Origin of the sequence: Nitrosospira multiformis, from assembly GCF_900103165.1 — a bacterium.
Classification (GTDB): domain Bacteria; phylum Pseudomonadota; class Gammaproteobacteria; order Burkholderiales; family Nitrosomonadaceae; genus Nitrosospira; species Nitrosospira multiformis_D.
In genome coordinates this window covers 2586358-2601965 of the sequence record NZ_FNKY01000001.1, presented here as the reverse complement: position 1 = coordinate 2601965, position 15608 = coordinate 2586358, and the positions used below count along the sequence as shown (strand labels likewise).

The 15608-nt window shown below is 53.6% G+C and carries 17 protein-coding genes; 7 read left to right on the top strand and 10 right to left on the bottom strand.

The window, feature by feature from the left end; genetic code table 11:
- Window positions 1-71 precede the first annotated feature (71 nt).
- Window positions 72-305 (top strand): hypothetical protein, encoded by a 234-nt coding sequence (locus BLR00_RS11720; protein WP_074632818.1) that lies wholly within the window; start codon window positions 72-74, stop codon window positions 303-305.
- Here BLR00_RS11720 and tal (BLR00_RS11715) read toward each other — a convergent pair.
- Window positions 274-1404 carry a transaldolase gene (gene tal / locus BLR00_RS11715; protein WP_074632816.1) on the bottom strand — a complete coding sequence of 377 codons (1131 nt, stop codon included), beginning with the start codon at window positions 1402-1404 and terminating at the stop codon, window positions 274-276. The two genes, BLR00_RS11720 and tal (BLR00_RS11715), sit on opposite strands and share 32 nt — an antisense overlap.
- Before the next feature lie 221 nt (window positions 1405-1625).
- Between tal (BLR00_RS11715) and BLR00_RS11710 the strand changes: the two genes are divergently transcribed.
- Window positions 1626-2408: an N-acyl homoserine lactonase family protein gene (locus BLR00_RS11710; RefSeq protein WP_074632813.1), complete on the top strand. Its 783-nt coding sequence runs from the start codon at window positions 1626-1628 to the stop codon at window positions 2406-2408.
- Window positions 2409-2553: 145 nt separating this feature from the next.
- Here the strand turns inward: BLR00_RS11710 and BLR00_RS11705 are convergent, their stop codons facing one another.
- Entirely contained in the window at window positions 2554-2970 is a 417-nt protein-coding gene (locus BLR00_RS11705) for a hypothetical protein (RefSeq protein ID WP_074632810.1), read from the bottom strand.
- A gap of 216 nt (window positions 2971-3186) precedes the next feature.
- On the opposite strand from BLR00_RS11705, the gene BLR00_RS11700 reads away from it, so the two are divergent.
- A complete protein-coding gene (locus BLR00_RS11700; protein ID WP_074632808.1) occupies window positions 3187-3843 on the top strand; it encodes a helix-turn-helix transcriptional regulator in 657 nt (218 codons plus the stop codon).
- A 14-nt stretch (window positions 3844-3857) separates the two neighbouring features.
- Here BLR00_RS11700 and pgl read toward each other — a convergent pair whose 3' ends face one another.
- Both pgl and BLR00_RS11690 read right to left on the bottom strand, forming a co-directional pair.
- Complete coding sequence (pgl, locus tag BLR00_RS11695) at window positions 3858-4517, bottom strand: 6-phosphogluconolactonase (RefSeq protein ID WP_074632806.1); 660 nt, start codon at window positions 4515-4517, stop codon at window positions 3858-3860.
- Window positions 4518-4616: 99 nt separating this feature from the next.
- The gene (locus tag BLR00_RS11690; RefSeq protein ID WP_074632804.1) at window positions 4617-5021 is read right to left on the bottom strand and encodes a DoxX family protein; all 405 of its coding nucleotides are present in this window, start codon (window positions 5019-5021) and stop codon (window positions 4617-4619) included.
- Between the two features lie 436 nt (window positions 5022-5457).
- On the opposite strand from BLR00_RS11690, the gene BLR00_RS11685 reads away from it, so the two are divergent.
- A complete protein-coding gene (locus BLR00_RS11685) occupies window positions 5458-5703 on the top strand; it encodes a hypothetical protein (protein WP_256324131.1) in 246 nt (81 codons plus the stop codon).
- Between the two features lie 159 nt (window positions 5704-5862).
- Here the strand turns inward: BLR00_RS11685 and BLR00_RS11680 are convergent, their stop codons facing one another.
- The 6 genes from BLR00_RS11680 to gloB form a co-directional block, all read right to left on the bottom strand.
- Complete coding sequence (locus tag BLR00_RS11680) at window positions 5863-7635, bottom strand: hypothetical protein (RefSeq protein ID WP_074634283.1); 1773 nt, start codon at window positions 7633-7635, stop codon at window positions 5863-5865.
- 169 nt (window positions 7636-7804) lie between these two features.
- Window positions 7805-8401 carry a TetR/AcrR family transcriptional regulator gene (locus BLR00_RS11675; RefSeq protein WP_004176067.1) on the bottom strand — a complete coding sequence of 199 codons (597 nt, stop codon included), beginning with the start codon at window positions 8399-8401 and terminating at the stop codon, window positions 7805-7807.
- Window positions 8402-8496: 95 nt separating this feature from the next.
- The gene (locus BLR00_RS11670) at window positions 8497-8913 is read right to left on the bottom strand and encodes a hypothetical protein (protein WP_074632799.1); all 417 of its coding nucleotides are present in this window, start codon (window positions 8911-8913) and stop codon (window positions 8497-8499) included.
- 356 nt (window positions 8914-9269) lie between these two features.
- Window positions 9270-10175, bottom strand: a complete 906-nt coding sequence (gene gnd, locus BLR00_RS11665; RefSeq protein ID WP_074632796.1) for a phosphogluconate dehydrogenase (NAD(+)-dependent, decarboxylating) — start codon at window positions 10173-10175, stop codon at window positions 9270-9272.
- Window positions 10176-10579: 404 nt separating this feature from the next.
- Window positions 10580-11707: a transaldolase gene (tal, locus tag BLR00_RS11660; protein ID WP_074632793.1), complete on the bottom strand. Its 1128-nt coding sequence runs from the start codon at window positions 11705-11707 to the stop codon at window positions 10580-10582.
- A 257-nt stretch (window positions 11708-11964) separates the two neighbouring features.
- The gene (gene gloB, locus BLR00_RS11655; RefSeq protein ID WP_074632790.1) at window positions 11965-12756 is read right to left on the bottom strand and encodes a hydroxyacylglutathione hydrolase; all 792 of its coding nucleotides are present in this window, start codon (window positions 12754-12756) and stop codon (window positions 11965-11967) included.
- A 526-nt stretch (window positions 12757-13282) separates the two neighbouring features.
- On the opposite strand from gloB, the gene BLR00_RS11650 reads away from it, so the two are divergent.
- The 3 genes from BLR00_RS11650 to dnaQ all read left to right on the top strand — a co-directional run bounded on the left by BLR00_RS11650 (window position 13283) and on the right by dnaQ (window position 15393).
- Window positions 13283-14128: a class I SAM-dependent methyltransferase gene (locus BLR00_RS11650; RefSeq protein WP_074632787.1), complete on the top strand. Its 846-nt coding sequence runs from the start codon at window positions 13283-13285 to the stop codon at window positions 14126-14128.
- On the top strand, window positions 14125-14583 hold the full coding sequence (gene rnhA, locus BLR00_RS11645; RefSeq protein WP_074632784.1) for a ribonuclease HI: 459 nt from the start codon (window positions 14125-14127) through the stop codon (window positions 14581-14583). Before BLR00_RS11650 ends, rnhA begins: the two co-directional genes overlap by 4 nt.
- 96 nt (window positions 14584-14679) lie before the next feature.
- Window positions 14680-15393, top strand: coding sequence for a DNA polymerase III subunit epsilon (gene dnaQ, locus BLR00_RS11640; protein ID WP_074632782.1), 714 nt, complete (start codon window positions 14680-14682; stop codon window positions 15391-15393).
- Window positions 15394-15608: the final 215 nt, after the last annotated feature.

Here is a 15608-nt window from a genome sequence, read left to right as displayed (position 1 = left end):
GACGCACATCAAACCGCGCACTCCAACCTCTAACCCCCCGATTCAGAATCATGGATGACAGCGAGTACATAATGATTGGTTCCACGTTCCTGGTAGGCGTTATCGGGGCGTGCACATGGTTCTTCAAGAAAGTCATGCGGGGAGAAATCGGGGTAAGCGTCAATACCGCCTTGCTGGCACTGCTGGTGGTTATTCTGCTGGTGCCTTTTGTAATGAATTTTTCCGCCCATTTCGTATCCCAGATCCTCCATCATGCGGAAGATGCGGAAGATACTACGGAAGAGGCTGTGGAATCGCATCGATGAGTTTTTCGAATGTGGCACTGAATTGTTTCACTCCGCCGGATAATAATCTGCTGGCGATATCGTCGAGCGGGATGCGCAGGGTCTTGAGGGTACTCAAGAGGACGGTTGCGCTTGCAACATCCTCTCGCAGGCTGGAGCGCACTCTTCCATGCTCACGGAAAGCCGCCAGCGTTGTCGGGGGGATTGTGGTTACGGTGTCAGGGCCGATCAGTTCCTCGATGTATTTTACGTCCCGGTAAGCGGGATTTTTGATTCCAGTGCTGGCCCAGAGAAGCCGCTGTTTTTGTGCGCCCTGCGCAGCGAGTGCATCCCAGCGGGGGCTGGAGAAGATCTCCTGCTGGCGCTCGTAGGCAACTTTGGCATTGGCGATAGCTACCTTTCCTGACAGGTTTCTGAGCGATTCGCGTTCCAGCGCGTTGTAGGTCTTGATCCAGCCGCACTGGTTGAGGTGAGAGGAGATGATCGCATCGACCGCGGTATCGAGACGACTGATAAAAAAGCTCGCCACGCTGGCGACAGGGGCCGGATTTCCGCCACGCGCGATGAGCTGTTCCAGTCCATCCAGGTAAGCATGCGCAGCGCGCTCATACAGGGCTTGCGAAAATAGCAGCGTCACGTTGACGTTGATTCCCTCGGCCGTCAGTTGGGTAATGGCGGGGATGCCGGCTTCGGTCGCCGGAATTTTTATCAGGAGATTTTCCCGTCCCACAGCTCGCCACAGGCGGCGGGTTTCCGCTATTGTTCCCGCGGTATCATCGGCGAATGCCGGGGCGATTTGCAATGAGACATAGCCATCGCGGCGGTGCGTATTTTTATAAACTGGACGCAGCATGTCGGCTGCGGCGGCTATTTCCGGAATGACAAGTTTTTCGTAGGCGGCTGCGGGGGTATGTCCCTGGCGGAGGAGGGTACGTATTTCCCCCGCCTGCCCGGCATCTGAACCCATGGCGTTTGCAAGAATGGCCGGGTTGGTGGTGAGGCCGCATATTTCACCTTCATCCACCATTTTCTTCAGGCCGCCGCTGTGGATGAGATCACGGTCGATATGATCGAGCCAGACGGACTGCCCGTGTTCTTTTAACTGAAGTAGCATATTCATGAGTAGAGTACCGATAATGCGTCGAATGAGCTTTGACAACGACAAGTTGAAAGACGAACCTGAATCCGGCAGTTGATCACTCGCTTCTTAGTTTAACATTATGATCCACAAAGACTGTTCGCATTACTTGACCTTCACCTTTTTGGTGAGTTCGCTACAGGGTGGATTTAGGTTAACGTAAGCCTGTTCGGGCTTGTACCACTTTCTCCAGGAGTTTCATCATGTCTCGCGCTCTGAAAGTCTGGCCGCTGCTCACGGGTACGATTCGTTATGAGAAGACTATCTCGACGCGCAACCGTGGTCACGGCGAATTCATCGATGCGCCGATCCTTGCCTATCTGATCGAAACGCCAAACGGGCGCATTCTTTACGATGCGGGATGCGACTATCGCAAGCTGGCCGATCCGCTCTTGCGCGCCAGGTATTATGATCCCATGCGCCCGCGGGTGGAGGCGCCCGCCATGCAGGAAGCGCAGCGCATCCCCCGCTATCTGGCGCAACTGGGACTCTCGCTATCCGATATCGATCTCGTGTTCATCGGCCATTTGCATTTTGATCATGTGGGCGGGCTTTGCGATCTGCCGGGTTGCGAGGTCCATATCCAGGGTGATGAATTGGCTGCGGCAGGTACCGGCCTGGATAGCGGCGTGTTTGCCGGTGAGCTGGCCAATGCGGATCAATGGCGGGTAAAAACGGGCGAGTATCTGGTGGCGCCGGGTGTGCATGCCGTCGCCAGCCCTGGCCATACAGCAGGGCACATGTCGCTATTCATCGAGCTGAAAAAGGGCCAGCCCGTCATCTTGTGCGGCGATGCGGCCGATCTGGGCGAGAATCTGTCTGAGGAAATTGCGCCGGGCTATTGCTGGCAGGATAATGAGACGCTGGCGCTGGCGAGTATCCGTAAGCTCAAGGCGCTAGGCCGCAAGGAAGATGCGGAACTCTGGCCCAACCACGACATGGATTTTTTCCGGAGCTTGCCGGGTTTTCCAGCCTGGAGAGAATGAGCACAGTCCATCCGAAAACCGGAGGACACGAAAGCTTGCCCCAGGAATCAGCTTTCTCTCATGCCATCGCACCATCGCGGGACGGTAGAACCGTATTCCTCAGGATTACTCAGAGCGCCCCGGACAGGGAGCAGTCCATACGCTTTTAGTTGTGCTGCGGACGTGTCTGGGAAGCGTTATCCACGAGCCGGCCCTCGGTGTCAGCCGCTTCCTTCGCCATATGCCGGTGAGCGGCGGCTTCTTTGATGCTTGCCCGTTCGATTTCTTCGTATTTGCGTACCAAAGCCGAAGTGCGTGATTCCAGATCCTGGGCTTGCCGGCCATAGAGATAGCTTTTTTGCTCGTAATGCTCAAGCAATTTTTTCTGTTCCTCGCCCTTCGAATGCATTTCCTTTGCTTTATCTTCGAAATACTTCGTCAGGGCATCATGGTCGCTACGGGTTCGGGCGTTCTGGGCAGCTTTGCGAACATGGGTATTCTGAACAGCTTCGAGAGGAGTTACCTGGGCACAGGCAGCCAACAAACCAAGGGACATGGCTGCAAAAAACGTCCTTGTTTTCATAAAGATACCTCCTTTAAGCGGGGTTCATCGACAGCGATGAGCAGTTTGAATTATCTTTGGGGTCGAAAAAACCATAAAACATTAACCGCATTTTGTCAACTTTTCTATGCTTAAAGTGTCTTAATGTTGTATTCTGTTAGTAGATGTAACAGGTGATAATGTGTTCCATAATAATTTTTTATAATTACTTGGACGGGAGAAAGGAAGGGAAGCCAAATGCTTAATACTATGGGTGAACGGCAAAAACAATTGCTCAAGCTGCTGCGCAGGGGCAAGCCGGGCCTGAGCGTAGACGAGCTTTCGAAGGGACTTGAAATTACGCGCAATGCGGTACGGCAACATCTTGCCTCGCTGGAAGCGGCAGGATTGGTGGAGACCGGTAACACGCGACCCTCAGGAGGAGGACGTCCGCAGCAGCTTTATATTCTTACCGAGCTTGGCCGGGAGAGTTTTCCGCGCCAGTACTCGTGGCTTGCACAGTTGGTAGTGGCTTCTGTTCAGAATGAAGAGGGTGCGGAAAACATGAGCAGGCGTCTGGGCGAGATTGGTGCGGGGGTCGGACGTCAGCTTCGCAGCGAACATCCCGGCCTGGCCACGCACGCGGAGAAAATCGAGAAGCTTGCCGAGGTAATGGATCAGCTTGGTTATAACGCAAAAACCGTGGCATTCGAGGGTGGCGAGACGGTAATCGAAGCGGATAATTGCGTGTTCCACAGGATGGCGGTAAGAGATACTGACATTTGCCATCTTGACAGAGGCCTGATGGAGACTTTCACCGAAAGCAAGGTCGAGCAACATGAATGCATGGTTCACGGCGGTAACTTGTGCCGGTTCAGATTCAAGCCAGAGGACGACGAATCCAAAGGTAAATAAAGATAAATAGCCGTTTAAAGAGGCTTCAGTAAAGCAGATTCCACCAGTACATCGACACCCTTCTCCGGCACTATTGCCCGCGGCGGAATATTTTCGCCCGCACGCCATCGTGCCACCGCATCCCGCTTGGACTCACCACCGACCAGAAATATCACCTGCCGTGAACGGCTGAGCCTCGCCGCGCTCAGTGAAACGCGCTGCGGTGGGGGTTTGGGCGCATTCAGCACCGCCAGCGTGTCAGGTGAGTCAGGCTCGGTTCCCCATTCCTGACCGGGAAACAGGCTGGCGGTATGGCCATCTTCGCCGAGCCCAAGCAGCGTTAAATCAAATATGCCTACGGTATTTAAGGTCTGCGCGTATTCGCAAGCCGCCAGATCCGCGCCAAGCTCTCCCGGAATTGTGTACAACTGATCCGCCGGAATTTCGACATAATCGAGCCACGCTTCTCCGGCCATGACAGAGTTGCGCCGGGGATCGGTGGGCGACACACAGCGTTCGTCGCCAAAGTAGACGTACCAGGCTGTCCAGTCGGTATGTGCCGCCCGCAGCTGTTTATAGATTGCGCGGGGTGTGTCGCCACCCGCGAGTACGAAGTGAAACTGTCCCCGTGTCCGGATCGCCGCGGCGGCACTGTCGAGTATCATATTCAGCGCTACATTTTGCAGTTCCGGCATATCTGCGATCGAATGCCATCTGCATTGTTCGGAATGAGTGGAATCAGGAGATTGTGGGGATTTTACGCGCATAACCAATTCGTCCGTACGTACATTATATCAATCCGGTTTGATCGCTATTCTACCGCTACCAAGGAATAATATCGCGAGGCCGGAAAATAAATAGAAACCCTGCAATTCAAGTGCCCAGCCGCCATTGCTCGTTAGCGAGAAAAGCTGGCTGCGGTGTGCCAGTACCAATGCAAATATCATATTGCCAAAAACCAGCAATCCACCCAGGCGAGAAAAAATTCCCAGAATAATCATTAGCGGCGCAATAACTTCGCCCACGTAAACGCCGTAAGCCAGAACTGCAGGTAAATTAAACCCGGCAAGTTGCTTACTGATGAATTCGAGAGAGCCTGGATTGAGCATTTTGAATACTCCATGCAGCAGTATCAGCGTGCCAACCGTAAGGCGCAAAATAAATTTGCCTAAAGCATCATTTTGAAATGGATTGCGCATGGGCGTTCTTCTTTGAACCTGAATCCGGTAGTTGTAGTGAAACTCACCACAAAGGTGAAGCTCAAGCGTATATGTCTTTGTGGATCATGGTGCTTAATTGAAAAGATAAACGGTCAACCGCCGGGTTCAGGTTAAATGTAACGACGACGAATTCAAGATGGAAGGTGAAAGTACGGCAACAACCGATGCGGTGACGTGATGCGCAGTCCTTCTGAGAAGACTTCCATCAATGTTTTTGACTTAGCCGGGCACTTATCAATTAGTCCCGGATAACGTCAGTCAGTTCCATTTTATCAGTCTTCAATCCAGATATTTTACCGGATTGACGGATTGTTCGGTGGTTCCCCACGTTTTTTAGTCACGCTATCATAGCCAAAGATCGTGCTTCAGATTAAAAAAAGGCATACTTATCGGGTAGCACAATAATCTGGGAGGAATGATGTCAGACGAGGACATGAAAGCTGAGTTGGAGCGATTGCGTAAAGAAAACGAAGCACTCAAAAAAGGAGCCAGTACCGGGATCACCATGAAGGTGAGCGAAAAGGGAGCGCTCTCGGTGTATGGCATGGGCCGTTTTCCCGTGACGCTTTACAAAGAGCAATGGCTAAAGTTGCTGGATATGTCAGATGATATCCGTGCATTCATAGCAGCGAATGAGGGAAAATTGAAGACCAGAGACTGAGGGTGGAAGAGAAATATAGAAACATAAATCAACAACGAACAGAAATGGCAAGCTTGCAGCAGGGCTCCTCAGGGGTGGAATCTCTGAAATAAGTCCTCCGTGGAGCGCATTGGTGGCAACGAGACTTATTCAAAGATTCCTTGGCGATTTGAGTATTGGTTACATCTTTGCATCCCCGCGTCCGAAGCGTGACCCCCTGAGTTTCACGTCGGCACGTGCCCAGGCCTTGTTGAAACGTGCTTCGATGAGCGCCGCCTGATCATCCTTCTTTTGTACGCGCAATGCTTGCATCAATCCGTAAAGCGCCCACCCGCTGTCGCGATTGCGCCGCAGGTCTTCCCAGTACACGGTCTCCGCTTCGGCCGGACGTCCTGCCTCCAGCAGGATGGCGCCGAGGGTCAGCCGTGGCGGAACGCTGAATTCCGATGGTTCCGTGTATATCAGGGCATCTTCAAGGCGAACCGCTTGTTCAAGGTACGCGATAGCCTGATCGAACTGTCCGCGCGCCGCGGCGATCTCGCCGGCGAGCACCTCGGGTGCGGCGCTCAGCACGGTGCGCGCGGTATTTTTCGAGAAAAGGGGGAGATCCAGCGCCGGGTTTTTCATGATTTCGCGCAACGCGCCCAGTTCCTGATCGGCCTGTTGCAACTGCCCGGTGGCAACAAACGCGAGGCCGCGTACATAGTGCCAGCTTCCTTTCAGAAACGGGCTAGTGGATGGCGGGGCGGGTTCTTCAAGAACCTCCTGCCAGTGGCCGAACCTCGCAAGTGCCCAATACGGCACCATGCGGAATATCGCCGTCAGCGGCATCGCCTCCAGCACTGCATCGTCTACCTTGCTGGCGGCTTCCCGTGCGGATTTGATTGCCACTTTGCTTTGACCGTCTCCCGTCGCCGCGAACCAGAGGAAGTGAATATTATGCGGGTAGTACATCATGGGGTATATCCCCTGGGCGCGGCACTGCGCGATGTAATCCTCGTCGGCCGCGATGGCAAGCTGATTGCTCTTCATCGAGTCGGCGTAGCGGCCCACGCGCTGATAGATATGTGATGACATGTGTATCATGTGCCCCGCCGCCGGCATCAGCGTCAGCAGGGTATCGGCTGCCTTCTCCGCCCGCTCGGGCGTGCTGGTCGGTTCCATGAGGTGAATATACATGTGCAGCGCGGCGGGATGCTTCGGATTGCGCCGCATCACTTCTTCGGTGAGTGCGACAATTTCGGCTGTTCCCTCGTACGGCTGGCCATCGCGCATCCAGTAGCCCCAGGGACGCAGATCCATCACCGACTCTACATAAAGCATCGCGATATCGGGATCATCCGGAAAACGCTGGTGCACTTCCCGCATCGCCTCCGCGTAAGCCTTGTCGTTCGTTGTCCGGCTCTCGGGATTCCCCGAGTAACGCTTCTCGAGAGCATTGATGAGCGCACGCTCTCTGGGTGATGCTTTCGCCATGAGCGACTTGGCCTGTTGCACGATCTCCAGAGCCTGCGGCTCCTCGTTCGGTTCCATCATTGCGTTGATGTTGGGGCCGAGCACGAGTGCCTGACCCCAGTAGGCCATCGCAAGTCCAGGATCGAGCCGTGCCGCTTCACGGAATGCCCGGCGCGCCTCGGCATGGTTGAACCCATAGGCGAGGTTCAGCCCCTGGTTGATGTATTGCTGTGCCAGCTTGTTGCGCGTGCTGACGGGGAATGTATGCGTACCCAGGTTCTGCAGCCTGGGTGCGAGCTTGCCATCCGGACCCGGATTATTCGCCATATCGGATTGCGCGTAATGCTGGTGGCCGCCTCCGGATCCTGCGGAAGCTTCGCGCTTTTTGGTCGAAGCCACGTCGCCAGTCCCGGCGCCGGTCTCGGCGAATGCGCCGGGAATACCCGCGACGGCCAGGGCCAGAATTAATAGTGTTGAACGGACGATGTCGGATTGCATGGACATTACCTCCCTAATAAAAATACACAATTTTCCAGGCAGTGGAAATTCCTTCCGCCGGCGCGATTGCAACGTGGTGAAGCATGGAAATAATCCCATGATGGGTTGCTATAAAATATGCAGAGGCAGGAATACATATGACCGGTCGTATTATTATTGGGCAAAAAAATCAGGGTTTGAAAAAATCGTCCAGTAAATCCTGACAGCACTGCTTGATCGGCGCGGATGATCTTTCTATTTTCATCCTCAATAAAGCGCCCTGCCAGGTATTCACCAGCAGATCGGCCATCATTTCAGGTGATTTGTCCGATCTTACCGTCCCCTGCTGCTGTGCTTTGGCCAGTCCGGACTGTAATACATCCTGGTAACGCCTGACGGCGGATTGAAGCGATTTACGGCAAACTTCGCTGGTATCGCCTATTTCTCCCATCAGGTTACCCAGGAGGCAACCGCCTTTAAACTCATCCCTCTCAAGTTCCACGATGAGCTCATCAAAATAACGCCTTATTGCACCGAGCGCGTCAGCGTCGGATCGTTCCAGATGATCAGTTAACAGCGCGATAAATGGATCGGTATAGTGTTGAATGACTTCCGCACCAAAATCTTCCTTGCTGCCAAAGTAATTGTAAAAAGAACCCTTGGGCACATTAACCGCATCCAGGATCTCCTGGAGTCCGGTACCGTGATAGCCCTGCCCCCTGAGCAAGGCGACTCCCTGATTTAACAGGTTGTCTCTGTTGAATTCCTTTTTGGTGGGCTTAAGCATAGGTAAATAATACGACCGGTTGTCTTGGATTGTCAAGAAAAAAAGACGGCACCCAACCAAGTGCCGTTTGCCATCAGGAAATTACATAAAATTTGTTACCGGCTTACGGCACTCAGCTTTTGCTGGTTAGCAGCGGCATGATTCTCGTCGGCCTTCAGAGCCATTTGGTGATGAAGGCGGGCTTCCTTGATATTTGCCTCGACAGCTCGCTCATATTCACGCACCTGCGCGGAGGCATGCGATTGAAGATCCTGCGCCTGTCTGCCATACAGATAACTTTTGTTTTCGTACTGCTCAAGCAGTTCCCGTTGTTCCTTCGCTTTTGCCTTTATCTGCGTCGCTGCGTCTTCATAGAATTTGGCTATGGCCTCATGGTCGCTGCGAGTAACGGCTTTTTGAGCAGCTGCGCGAATCTCGGGAGTATCAACAGGCTCGGCAGCGATTACGGATGAACTCACCGAGGCCAGGAAGCCGATCATGGATAAAGCTGAAAAAATATTCCTTGTTTTCATCGTGTACCTTACTAATATTACTAGCGATTTTCGTTGGCATTCGGTGGGGAAACGTCGAGCACTTCTTCAATTCCCAGCATTCATGGTTTGAATCTTATACAACTAAAAACACTTTGTCAACTTAATAATGTTTAAAGTGTGTTTTGACCCCATGAATTCATATCGAGTGGCCTGAACGTCTTGACGAACGTGAGATAGTCCGATGGGCCGGATTTGGCAATGGGAAGAGTGTGGGAACGTCGTCCCCATACCCTGTACTTTATTTTACAGCGCTCCAGTAGCCCAGTAGCCGCAGCATACGGGGCAATATGTTTCGCTTATTGGCGCGCTTCCTTGCCTCCTGCTCACCTGGGGATTCATTCCTTTTTCATCGCATGTCCCCCGAACTGGTTGCGTAGTGCCGATAGCAATTTGTTCGAGAATGAATCGGCATCACGCGACTGCAGGCGTTGCAATAATGCCAACGTGATGACCGGGGCTGCGACATCGAGGTCAATCGCTTCGGCGACCGTCCAGCGTCCTTCACCGGAATCGGCGACATACGGGGCAATACCCTCCAGACCCGGATTTTCCGCCAGGGCAGCGGCAGTCAAGTCGAGCAGCCATGATTGCACCACGCTGCCATCGCGCCAGATCTCCGCTATCTGATGCAGATCCAGGTTGAATTCCTGCTTGTGGCGCAGGATCGCAAATCCCTCTCCATATGCTTGCATCATGCCGTATTCGATACCGTTATGAATCATCTTGGTAAAGTGCCCCGCACCGCTGGGGCCGACACGCCCCCAGCCTTTATCCGGTGCGGGAGCTAAGGTTTCAAAGATGGGGCGCAATCCCTCGATGACTTGTTCATCGCCGCCCAGCATGATGCTGTAGCCGTTCTGAAGCCCCCATATGCCGCCGCTGGTGCCCGCATCGACAAGATGAATCTTGCTTGTCGCCAGCATTTGCGCACGGCGTTGCGTATCCTTGTAATTTGAATTGCCGCCCTCGATAATGATGTCGCCCGGTATGAGCAGCGGCCACAACGCGGTAATTGTTTCATCCACCGGGGCACCCGCGGGAACCATCAGCCATATCGTGCGAGGCGATTTCAATTCATTAACGAGTGCTTCGGGTGTCGTCGCCGGCACAATGCCTTTTTTTTCGATTTCCCTGAGTGTTTCCGGGTTGCGGGCATGGCCGACGACGCGGTGGCCGCCGAGCACCAGCCGTTGCGCCATGTTGCCGCCCATGCGTCCGAGGCCGATCATTCCAAGTTCCATATTATTTTCCTCCCGATTGTTCAACCTAAATCCGGCAGCTGGACGGGGCGGAATGTGCGGTTTTTGGGGTGCAGGGCAAGGCGCAACGACGCGGAATGGTCATTCCATTCCAAGAAGTTGCAACGCTGCCATGCGCCGTAAAAACCGTGCAATCTGCCCGGTAGCGTCTCACCCAAAAGGTGAGATTTAAATAGCGTAAAGCATCATTATTAATCATAACGCTAACCTAATAAATGAGCGGTCAACTGCCGGATTTAGGTTCAAGCCCTCTGAATAAGTCTTCGATGTAGCCCCAGATACACTCTTTGGAGGACTTATTCAGAGGTTCAGTAAAGTAGCGCACCCCTGGTGGTGTGATGGGTTTCGCTACGCTCCACCCATCCTACGCGAGTTCCAGCAGGCTGCTAGGCCACGTGATTGGCGAGGATTTCCTCGCGCTTGGTTTTGAGCGCGGCAAGCAGCTTATCGTACGATGCGGCGAAAGCGTCCACGCCGTCATCCTGGAGTTTCTCCGTGATGGCGTCGAGATCGATGCCGAACTCCTTTAGCCGTGCAGCGTCCGCTTCCGCCTGTTCAATATTTTCCGTGAGCGTTTCACGCACGTGACCGTGATCACGGAATGCATCAAGCGTTTTGGGCGGCACGGTGTTGACGGTATCGGGACCGATCAATTGCTCAATGTAGAGCACATCGGAGTAAGCGGGATTCTTGGTGCCGGTGCTGCCCCATAACGGACGTTGCACTTTTGCGCCTTTGCGGCGCAAATCGGCAAAGTCCTCGCTATGGAATATTTCGTGGAAGCGCTGATAGGCGAGCTTGGCATTGGCGATGGCGATCTTGCCGCGTAAGGCAAGTGCCGCGGGCGACCCGTTCTTTTCCAGCAGGGGATCGACAACACTATCCACCCGGCTGACAAAAAATGACGCAACCGAAACCGGCCAGCTTACCATTTTACCCGGCGATGCTTCCGCTCTGCCATTGAGCCCGCGGATATAGGCTCGCGCCACATCTTCATAATGCCGCAGCGAAAACATCAGGGTCACGTTGATGTTTATGCCTGCCGCGATGGATTGCGAAATCGCGGGGATACCCGCCGGGGTGGCTGGAATTTTTATCATCAGATTCGGGCGTTGCACCGCGTCCCATAACCGCTTCGCTTCGGCAATGGTTCCCTCCGTGTCATGGGCGAGATGCGGCGAGACTTCGAGGCTGACGTAACCATCGCCGCCCTGGGTTGCGTCATAGACCGGCCGCAGCACATCGGTGGCGCTGCGTATATCGGCAACAGCCAGCGCTTCAAACAGCGCCTTGTCGGTTTGGTGTTCATCAGCTTTCAGCAATGCGCCCAGCGCATCGTCGTAGCTGCTGCCGTGATTGATGGCTTGCTCGAAGATGGTGGGGTTGCTGGTTACGCCGCGTAGCTTGTCTTCAGTTACCAGGCGTTGCAGCTCTCCGCTATTGATGAGATCGCGGCTGATCGAATCCAGCCAGATGGATTGGCCGCACTGTAGGATCTGCTCTAAAGGATTCATGTGTTTTAAACTCCCGTAATGTGCCGCTGTGGTAAACAATGTCATGAACGGTAATTTGCTGTTTCATTGTGCCGTAGCGGGCGGTTGAATTGACGTAACGGTACTTGCGGTATTACGCGCAGTGGATGCTGCGCTGATGAAAGAGGGCGCCTCTATACGACAACGGAAGCGTCCGATCATTCATGAGCACCTCTATAAATTCGAATTTGCGAGCATTCGCTTTGCGAATTTGCCTGCTCCCCCCGCTTTATCACGGGTTAAAAATGATTCTTCCAGTCGCGCAATGCGGTAAATACGCTAACGGGATCGGATAACGGCTTGCCTGCATAGACACTGGCATTACGGATGATTTCGGGCTGATTGCAGCGCAGGAACGGATTGATGGCCCTTTCTATCGCGATGCTAGAGGGCAACGTCGGGATATTCTGTTTGCGCAATGCTTCAACCACCGTTTCGCGTTCGATCAATGCCTGATTGCCGGGCTCAACGGTTCTGGCGAAACGGATATTGTTGAGGGTATATTCATGGCCGCAATAGACCCCGGTTTCTTTGGGTAAATCCGCCAGTTTTTGCAGTGAGTTCACCATCTGTGGTGCGGTTCCCTCAAACAACCGTCCGCAGCCGCAGGCAAACAGAGTATCCCCACAAAACAACAGGTTTGCGCCATAATACGCAATATGTCCGGCGGTATGGCCGGGAATATCCAGCACCCTGAGGCTAAGAGAGAATTCCGGAATATAGGCGATGCCTTCCTCGCTTGCGTTGCCGTTGCATTCCTTGAGAGGGTGCGTGACGGTGGGAATCGATTCGTTTGCGGGGCCGAATACCGGCACCGTAAATTCCCGCAGCAGCGCGGCGTTGCCTCCCACATGATCGTTGTGGTGGTGAGTGTTGAGAATGGCGATGAGTTTCAGTTTTTCTTGTTTCAGGTAATCGAGCACGGGTGAGGCGTCGCCCGGATCGACCACGGCGGCGTGGCAGTGGTCGCGGATAACCCAGATATAATTATCGGTGAATGCGTGAATCGCAACGATATACGGCGTAGTCATGATTGCTGGCGTCACTTCGAATTTGTGTTCAATCGGATAAATGGCTGATGGCGAGTTGATGAATTGAACTTAACAGAATAATAAATATTCATATTAGTCCATAATCCTAAATCCGGCACTTGACCGCTCACTTATTTGGTTATTGCTATGATTAATAAAAATATTTTATGCTATTTAACCCTCACCTTTTGGATGAGCCCGCTACAGAGCGGATTGTACGGTTTTTACGGCGCATGGCGGCGTTGCAACTCCTTGGAATGGAGTGGCGCCCCGAAGCGTTGCACGAGGGGCCCCGCGAAGCGGGGATCGGGCAGCGTAGGGGATGCCGTGATCGCGTTTCAGGTACATGGGGCGCATGCATCCCGCTTCGGGGTCGCACCTTCCTGCGGAAGGCACTGCTCCGCCCTGCGCGGTCGCATTCCGCGTCCTTGCGCCTTGCCCCGCGCCCCAAAAACCGCACACTCCGCTCCGTACAACTGCCGGATTTAGGATAATCGAATTCCCTTCTGCCGTTCTTCAATACTATATGCCGATAAAAAATAGGCTGGAATGGTTTGACACCTGTCTGGGTCAATATCTGCTGGAGCGGGAGCAGAGCCATTTCGACCAGGCCGTGGTGGATGTGTTTGGCTACAACGCCATGCAGATAGGGTTTCCGCAATACGATTTTCTAAGCGCCAACCGCATGCCGTTACGATTCTGTGCAGCCATTGAAGAAAGTGCTGCGTTACGGGCAGCTCCTGAGTTTCTGCCGGTTGAAACGAACAGCATCGATCTGGTGCTCCTGCCCCATGTGCTCGAATTCAGTGCCAATCCCCATCAGATTCTGCGCGAGGTGCAACGGGTGCTCATGCCCGAGGGGCATGTCATCGTCTGTGGTTTCAATCCTCGCAGTCTTTGGGGCGTGCGAGGGTTTTTCGGATCGGTGGAGGAGCGTTTTCCCTGGTGCGGCAATTTGATGCCGAAGCTCAGAGACGCGCCGGTGGAGAAGCATTTTCCTTGGCACGGCAAGTTCATTGCACTGCCAAGGCTCAAGGACTGGTTGACATTATTGGATTTCGAGATCACTAAAGATCGTTTATGTTGCTACGCACCCCCTTTCAGTCAGGAAAAGTGGCTGAAACGATTTAATTTCATGGAGGCCGCAGGTGATCGCTGGTGGCCATTCTCCGGCGGTATTTACTTCCTGACGGCAGTCAAGCGCGTGCATGGCATGCGCGTCATCAAGCCTGAATGGAATGAGGTGCGTGCCGCGAGGAGAGGCATGGCTCCGGTCGCGCAAAAACTCGGTGCCAATACTTCCGGGCAAGAGCCGCGCCTGGCCGCGCGCAATGGGATCCTGGTGAAGACACCTACGCAAGGCGGAGAGTGAAAGCGAAGCGTGACGGAGTAGTGGAAATTTTTACCGACGGCGCTTGCAAGGGCAATCCCGGCATTGGCGGGTGGGGCGCGCTGCTGCGATATAACGGTCACGAACGGGAGTTGTATGGTGGTGAAAAGCTGACGACCAATAACCGGATGGAGCTGCTTGCGGTCATCCGCGCACTGGAAGCCCTGACGGAGCCGTGCGAAGTGCGGCTGCATACGGATTCCCAGTACGTGCAAAAGGGCATTAGCGAATGGATCCACTCCTGGAAAAAGCGTGCTTGGCGCACCGCTGATAAAAAGCCCGTAAAAAATGATGATTTATGGAAAGAACTGGATGAGTTGACACAGAGCCATCGAATCGAGTGGTTATGGGTGCGCGGCCACTCCGGTCACGAAGGTAACGAACAGGCGGACGTACTTGCTAACCGCGGTGTGCAATCGGTGCTGGAGAGTGAATAAATGACAAGACAGATGCTATAAGCAGATGAGAGAGGTTAAGCTATTTCAGCTGCAAAAGGCTATATAAAAATGAGTTTTGAATAGGAATATAAACCTGTGCGCCAGATTTTTATCGATACTGAAACCACCGGTCTGGAACCCCGTCTCGGCCACCGCGTTATCGAAATTGCTGCGGTGGAAATGCTAAGCCGGCGACTGACCGGCCGCCGCTTTCACCGCTATCTGAATCCGGATCGGGAGATCGATGAGGGGGCATTGCAGGTTCATGGCCTGACCGTCGAGTTTCTCCAGGACAAACCGAAATTTCGGGACGTCGTCCCCGAACTGATTGAATTTCTTGAGGGGGCTGAACTCATCATGCACAACGCTTCATTTGACGTTGCGTTCCTCGATCATGAATTCGGATTGGCCGAGTTGCAGCCATTGAGGGAATATTGCCATTCGGTGACCGATACGTTGAAAATGGCAAAAGAGCTGCATCCCGGAAAGCGAAACAATCTGGATGTGTTATGCGAGCGCTATGAGGTCGATAATTCCCGGCGTACGCTGCACGGCGCGCTGCTGGATGCGGAATTGCTGGCGGAAGTCTATCTTGCCATGACGCGGGGACAGGACAGCCTCCTCATGGAACTGGAGGCGCCCTCCGCGCTTGAGATCGCCGCCAATTTACGAGATTTACGGCTGACAATACTGCCCGCCAGCGCGGAGGAACTGGAAGCCCACGCACAGCAGCTTGAATTGATTGAACACGAAAGCAAGGGTAAGTGTCTATGGAAACGGTTGGAATCCGATGCGCCAATAGGGAGCTAGTTACGCAATAGCGGTGAAGGCTCCTGGAAAAAGGCAGATTCGGAGAGGGGTTGGATGAGCGATTGCAAGATTGACGGCTGGCAGCCGTACTATAATAAAATTTGTCCCCACTTTGCATTGTCGGGAGCAACATCGACGAAATTCGCTCATCAGGCAAGGGAAAATACCTTGTATGGCAATACAATTTCCACCTCTGGCTGACCGTCGGCTGCCCT

Bases quoted from the DNA above. Each gene is read 5' to 3' on its own strand.
- BLR00_RS11720 (WP_074632818.1), top strand. From the start codon at position 72: ATGATTGGTTCCACGTTCCTGGTAGGCGTTATCGGGGCGTGCACATGG.
- tal (WP_074632816.1), bottom strand. From the start codon at position 1,404: ATGAATATGCTACTTCAGTTAAAAGAACACGGGCAGTCCGTCTGGCTC.
- BLR00_RS11710 (WP_074632813.1), top strand. From the start codon at position 1,626: ATGTCTCGCGCTCTGAAAGTCTGGCCGCTGCTCACGGGTACGATTCGT.
- BLR00_RS11705 (WP_074632810.1), bottom strand. From the start codon at position 2,970: ATGAAAACAAGGACGTTTTTTGCAGCCATGTCCCTTGGTTTGTTGGCT.
- BLR00_RS11700 (WP_074632808.1), top strand. From the start codon at position 3,187: ATGCTTAATACTATGGGTGAACGGCAAAAACAATTGCTCAAGCTGCTG.
- pgl (WP_074632806.1), bottom strand. From the start codon at position 4,517: ATGCCGGAACTGCAAAATGTAGCGCTGAATATGATACTCGACAGTGCC.
- BLR00_RS11690 (WP_074632804.1), bottom strand. From the start codon at position 5,021: ATGCGCAATCCATTTCAAAATGATGCTTTAGGCAAATTTATTTTGCGC.
- BLR00_RS11685 (WP_256324131.1), top strand. From the start codon at position 5,458: ATGATGTCAGACGAGGACATGAAAGCTGAGTTGGAGCGATTGCGTAAA.
- BLR00_RS11680 (WP_074634283.1), bottom strand. From the start codon at position 7,635: ATGCAATCCGACATCGTCCGTTCAACACTATTAATTCTGGCCCTGGCC.
- BLR00_RS11675 (WP_004176067.1), bottom strand. From the start codon at position 8,401: ATGCTTAAGCCCACCAAAAAGGAATTCAACAGAGACAACCTGTTAAAT.
- BLR00_RS11670 (WP_074632799.1), bottom strand. From the start codon at position 8,913: ATGAAAACAAGGAATATTTTTTCAGCTTTATCCATGATCGGCTTCCTG.
- gnd (WP_074632796.1), bottom strand. From the start codon at position 10,175: ATGGAACTTGGAATGATCGGCCTCGGACGCATGGGCGGCAACATGGCG.
- tal (WP_074632793.1), bottom strand. From the start codon at position 11,707: ATGAATCCTTTAGAGCAGATCCTACAGTGCGGCCAATCCATCTGGCTG.
- gloB (WP_074632790.1), bottom strand. From the start codon at position 12,756: ATGACTACGCCGTATATCGTTGCGATTCACGCATTCACCGATAATTAT.
- BLR00_RS11650 (WP_074632787.1), top strand. From the start codon at position 13,283: ATGCCGATAAAAAATAGGCTGGAATGGTTTGACACCTGTCTGGGTCAA.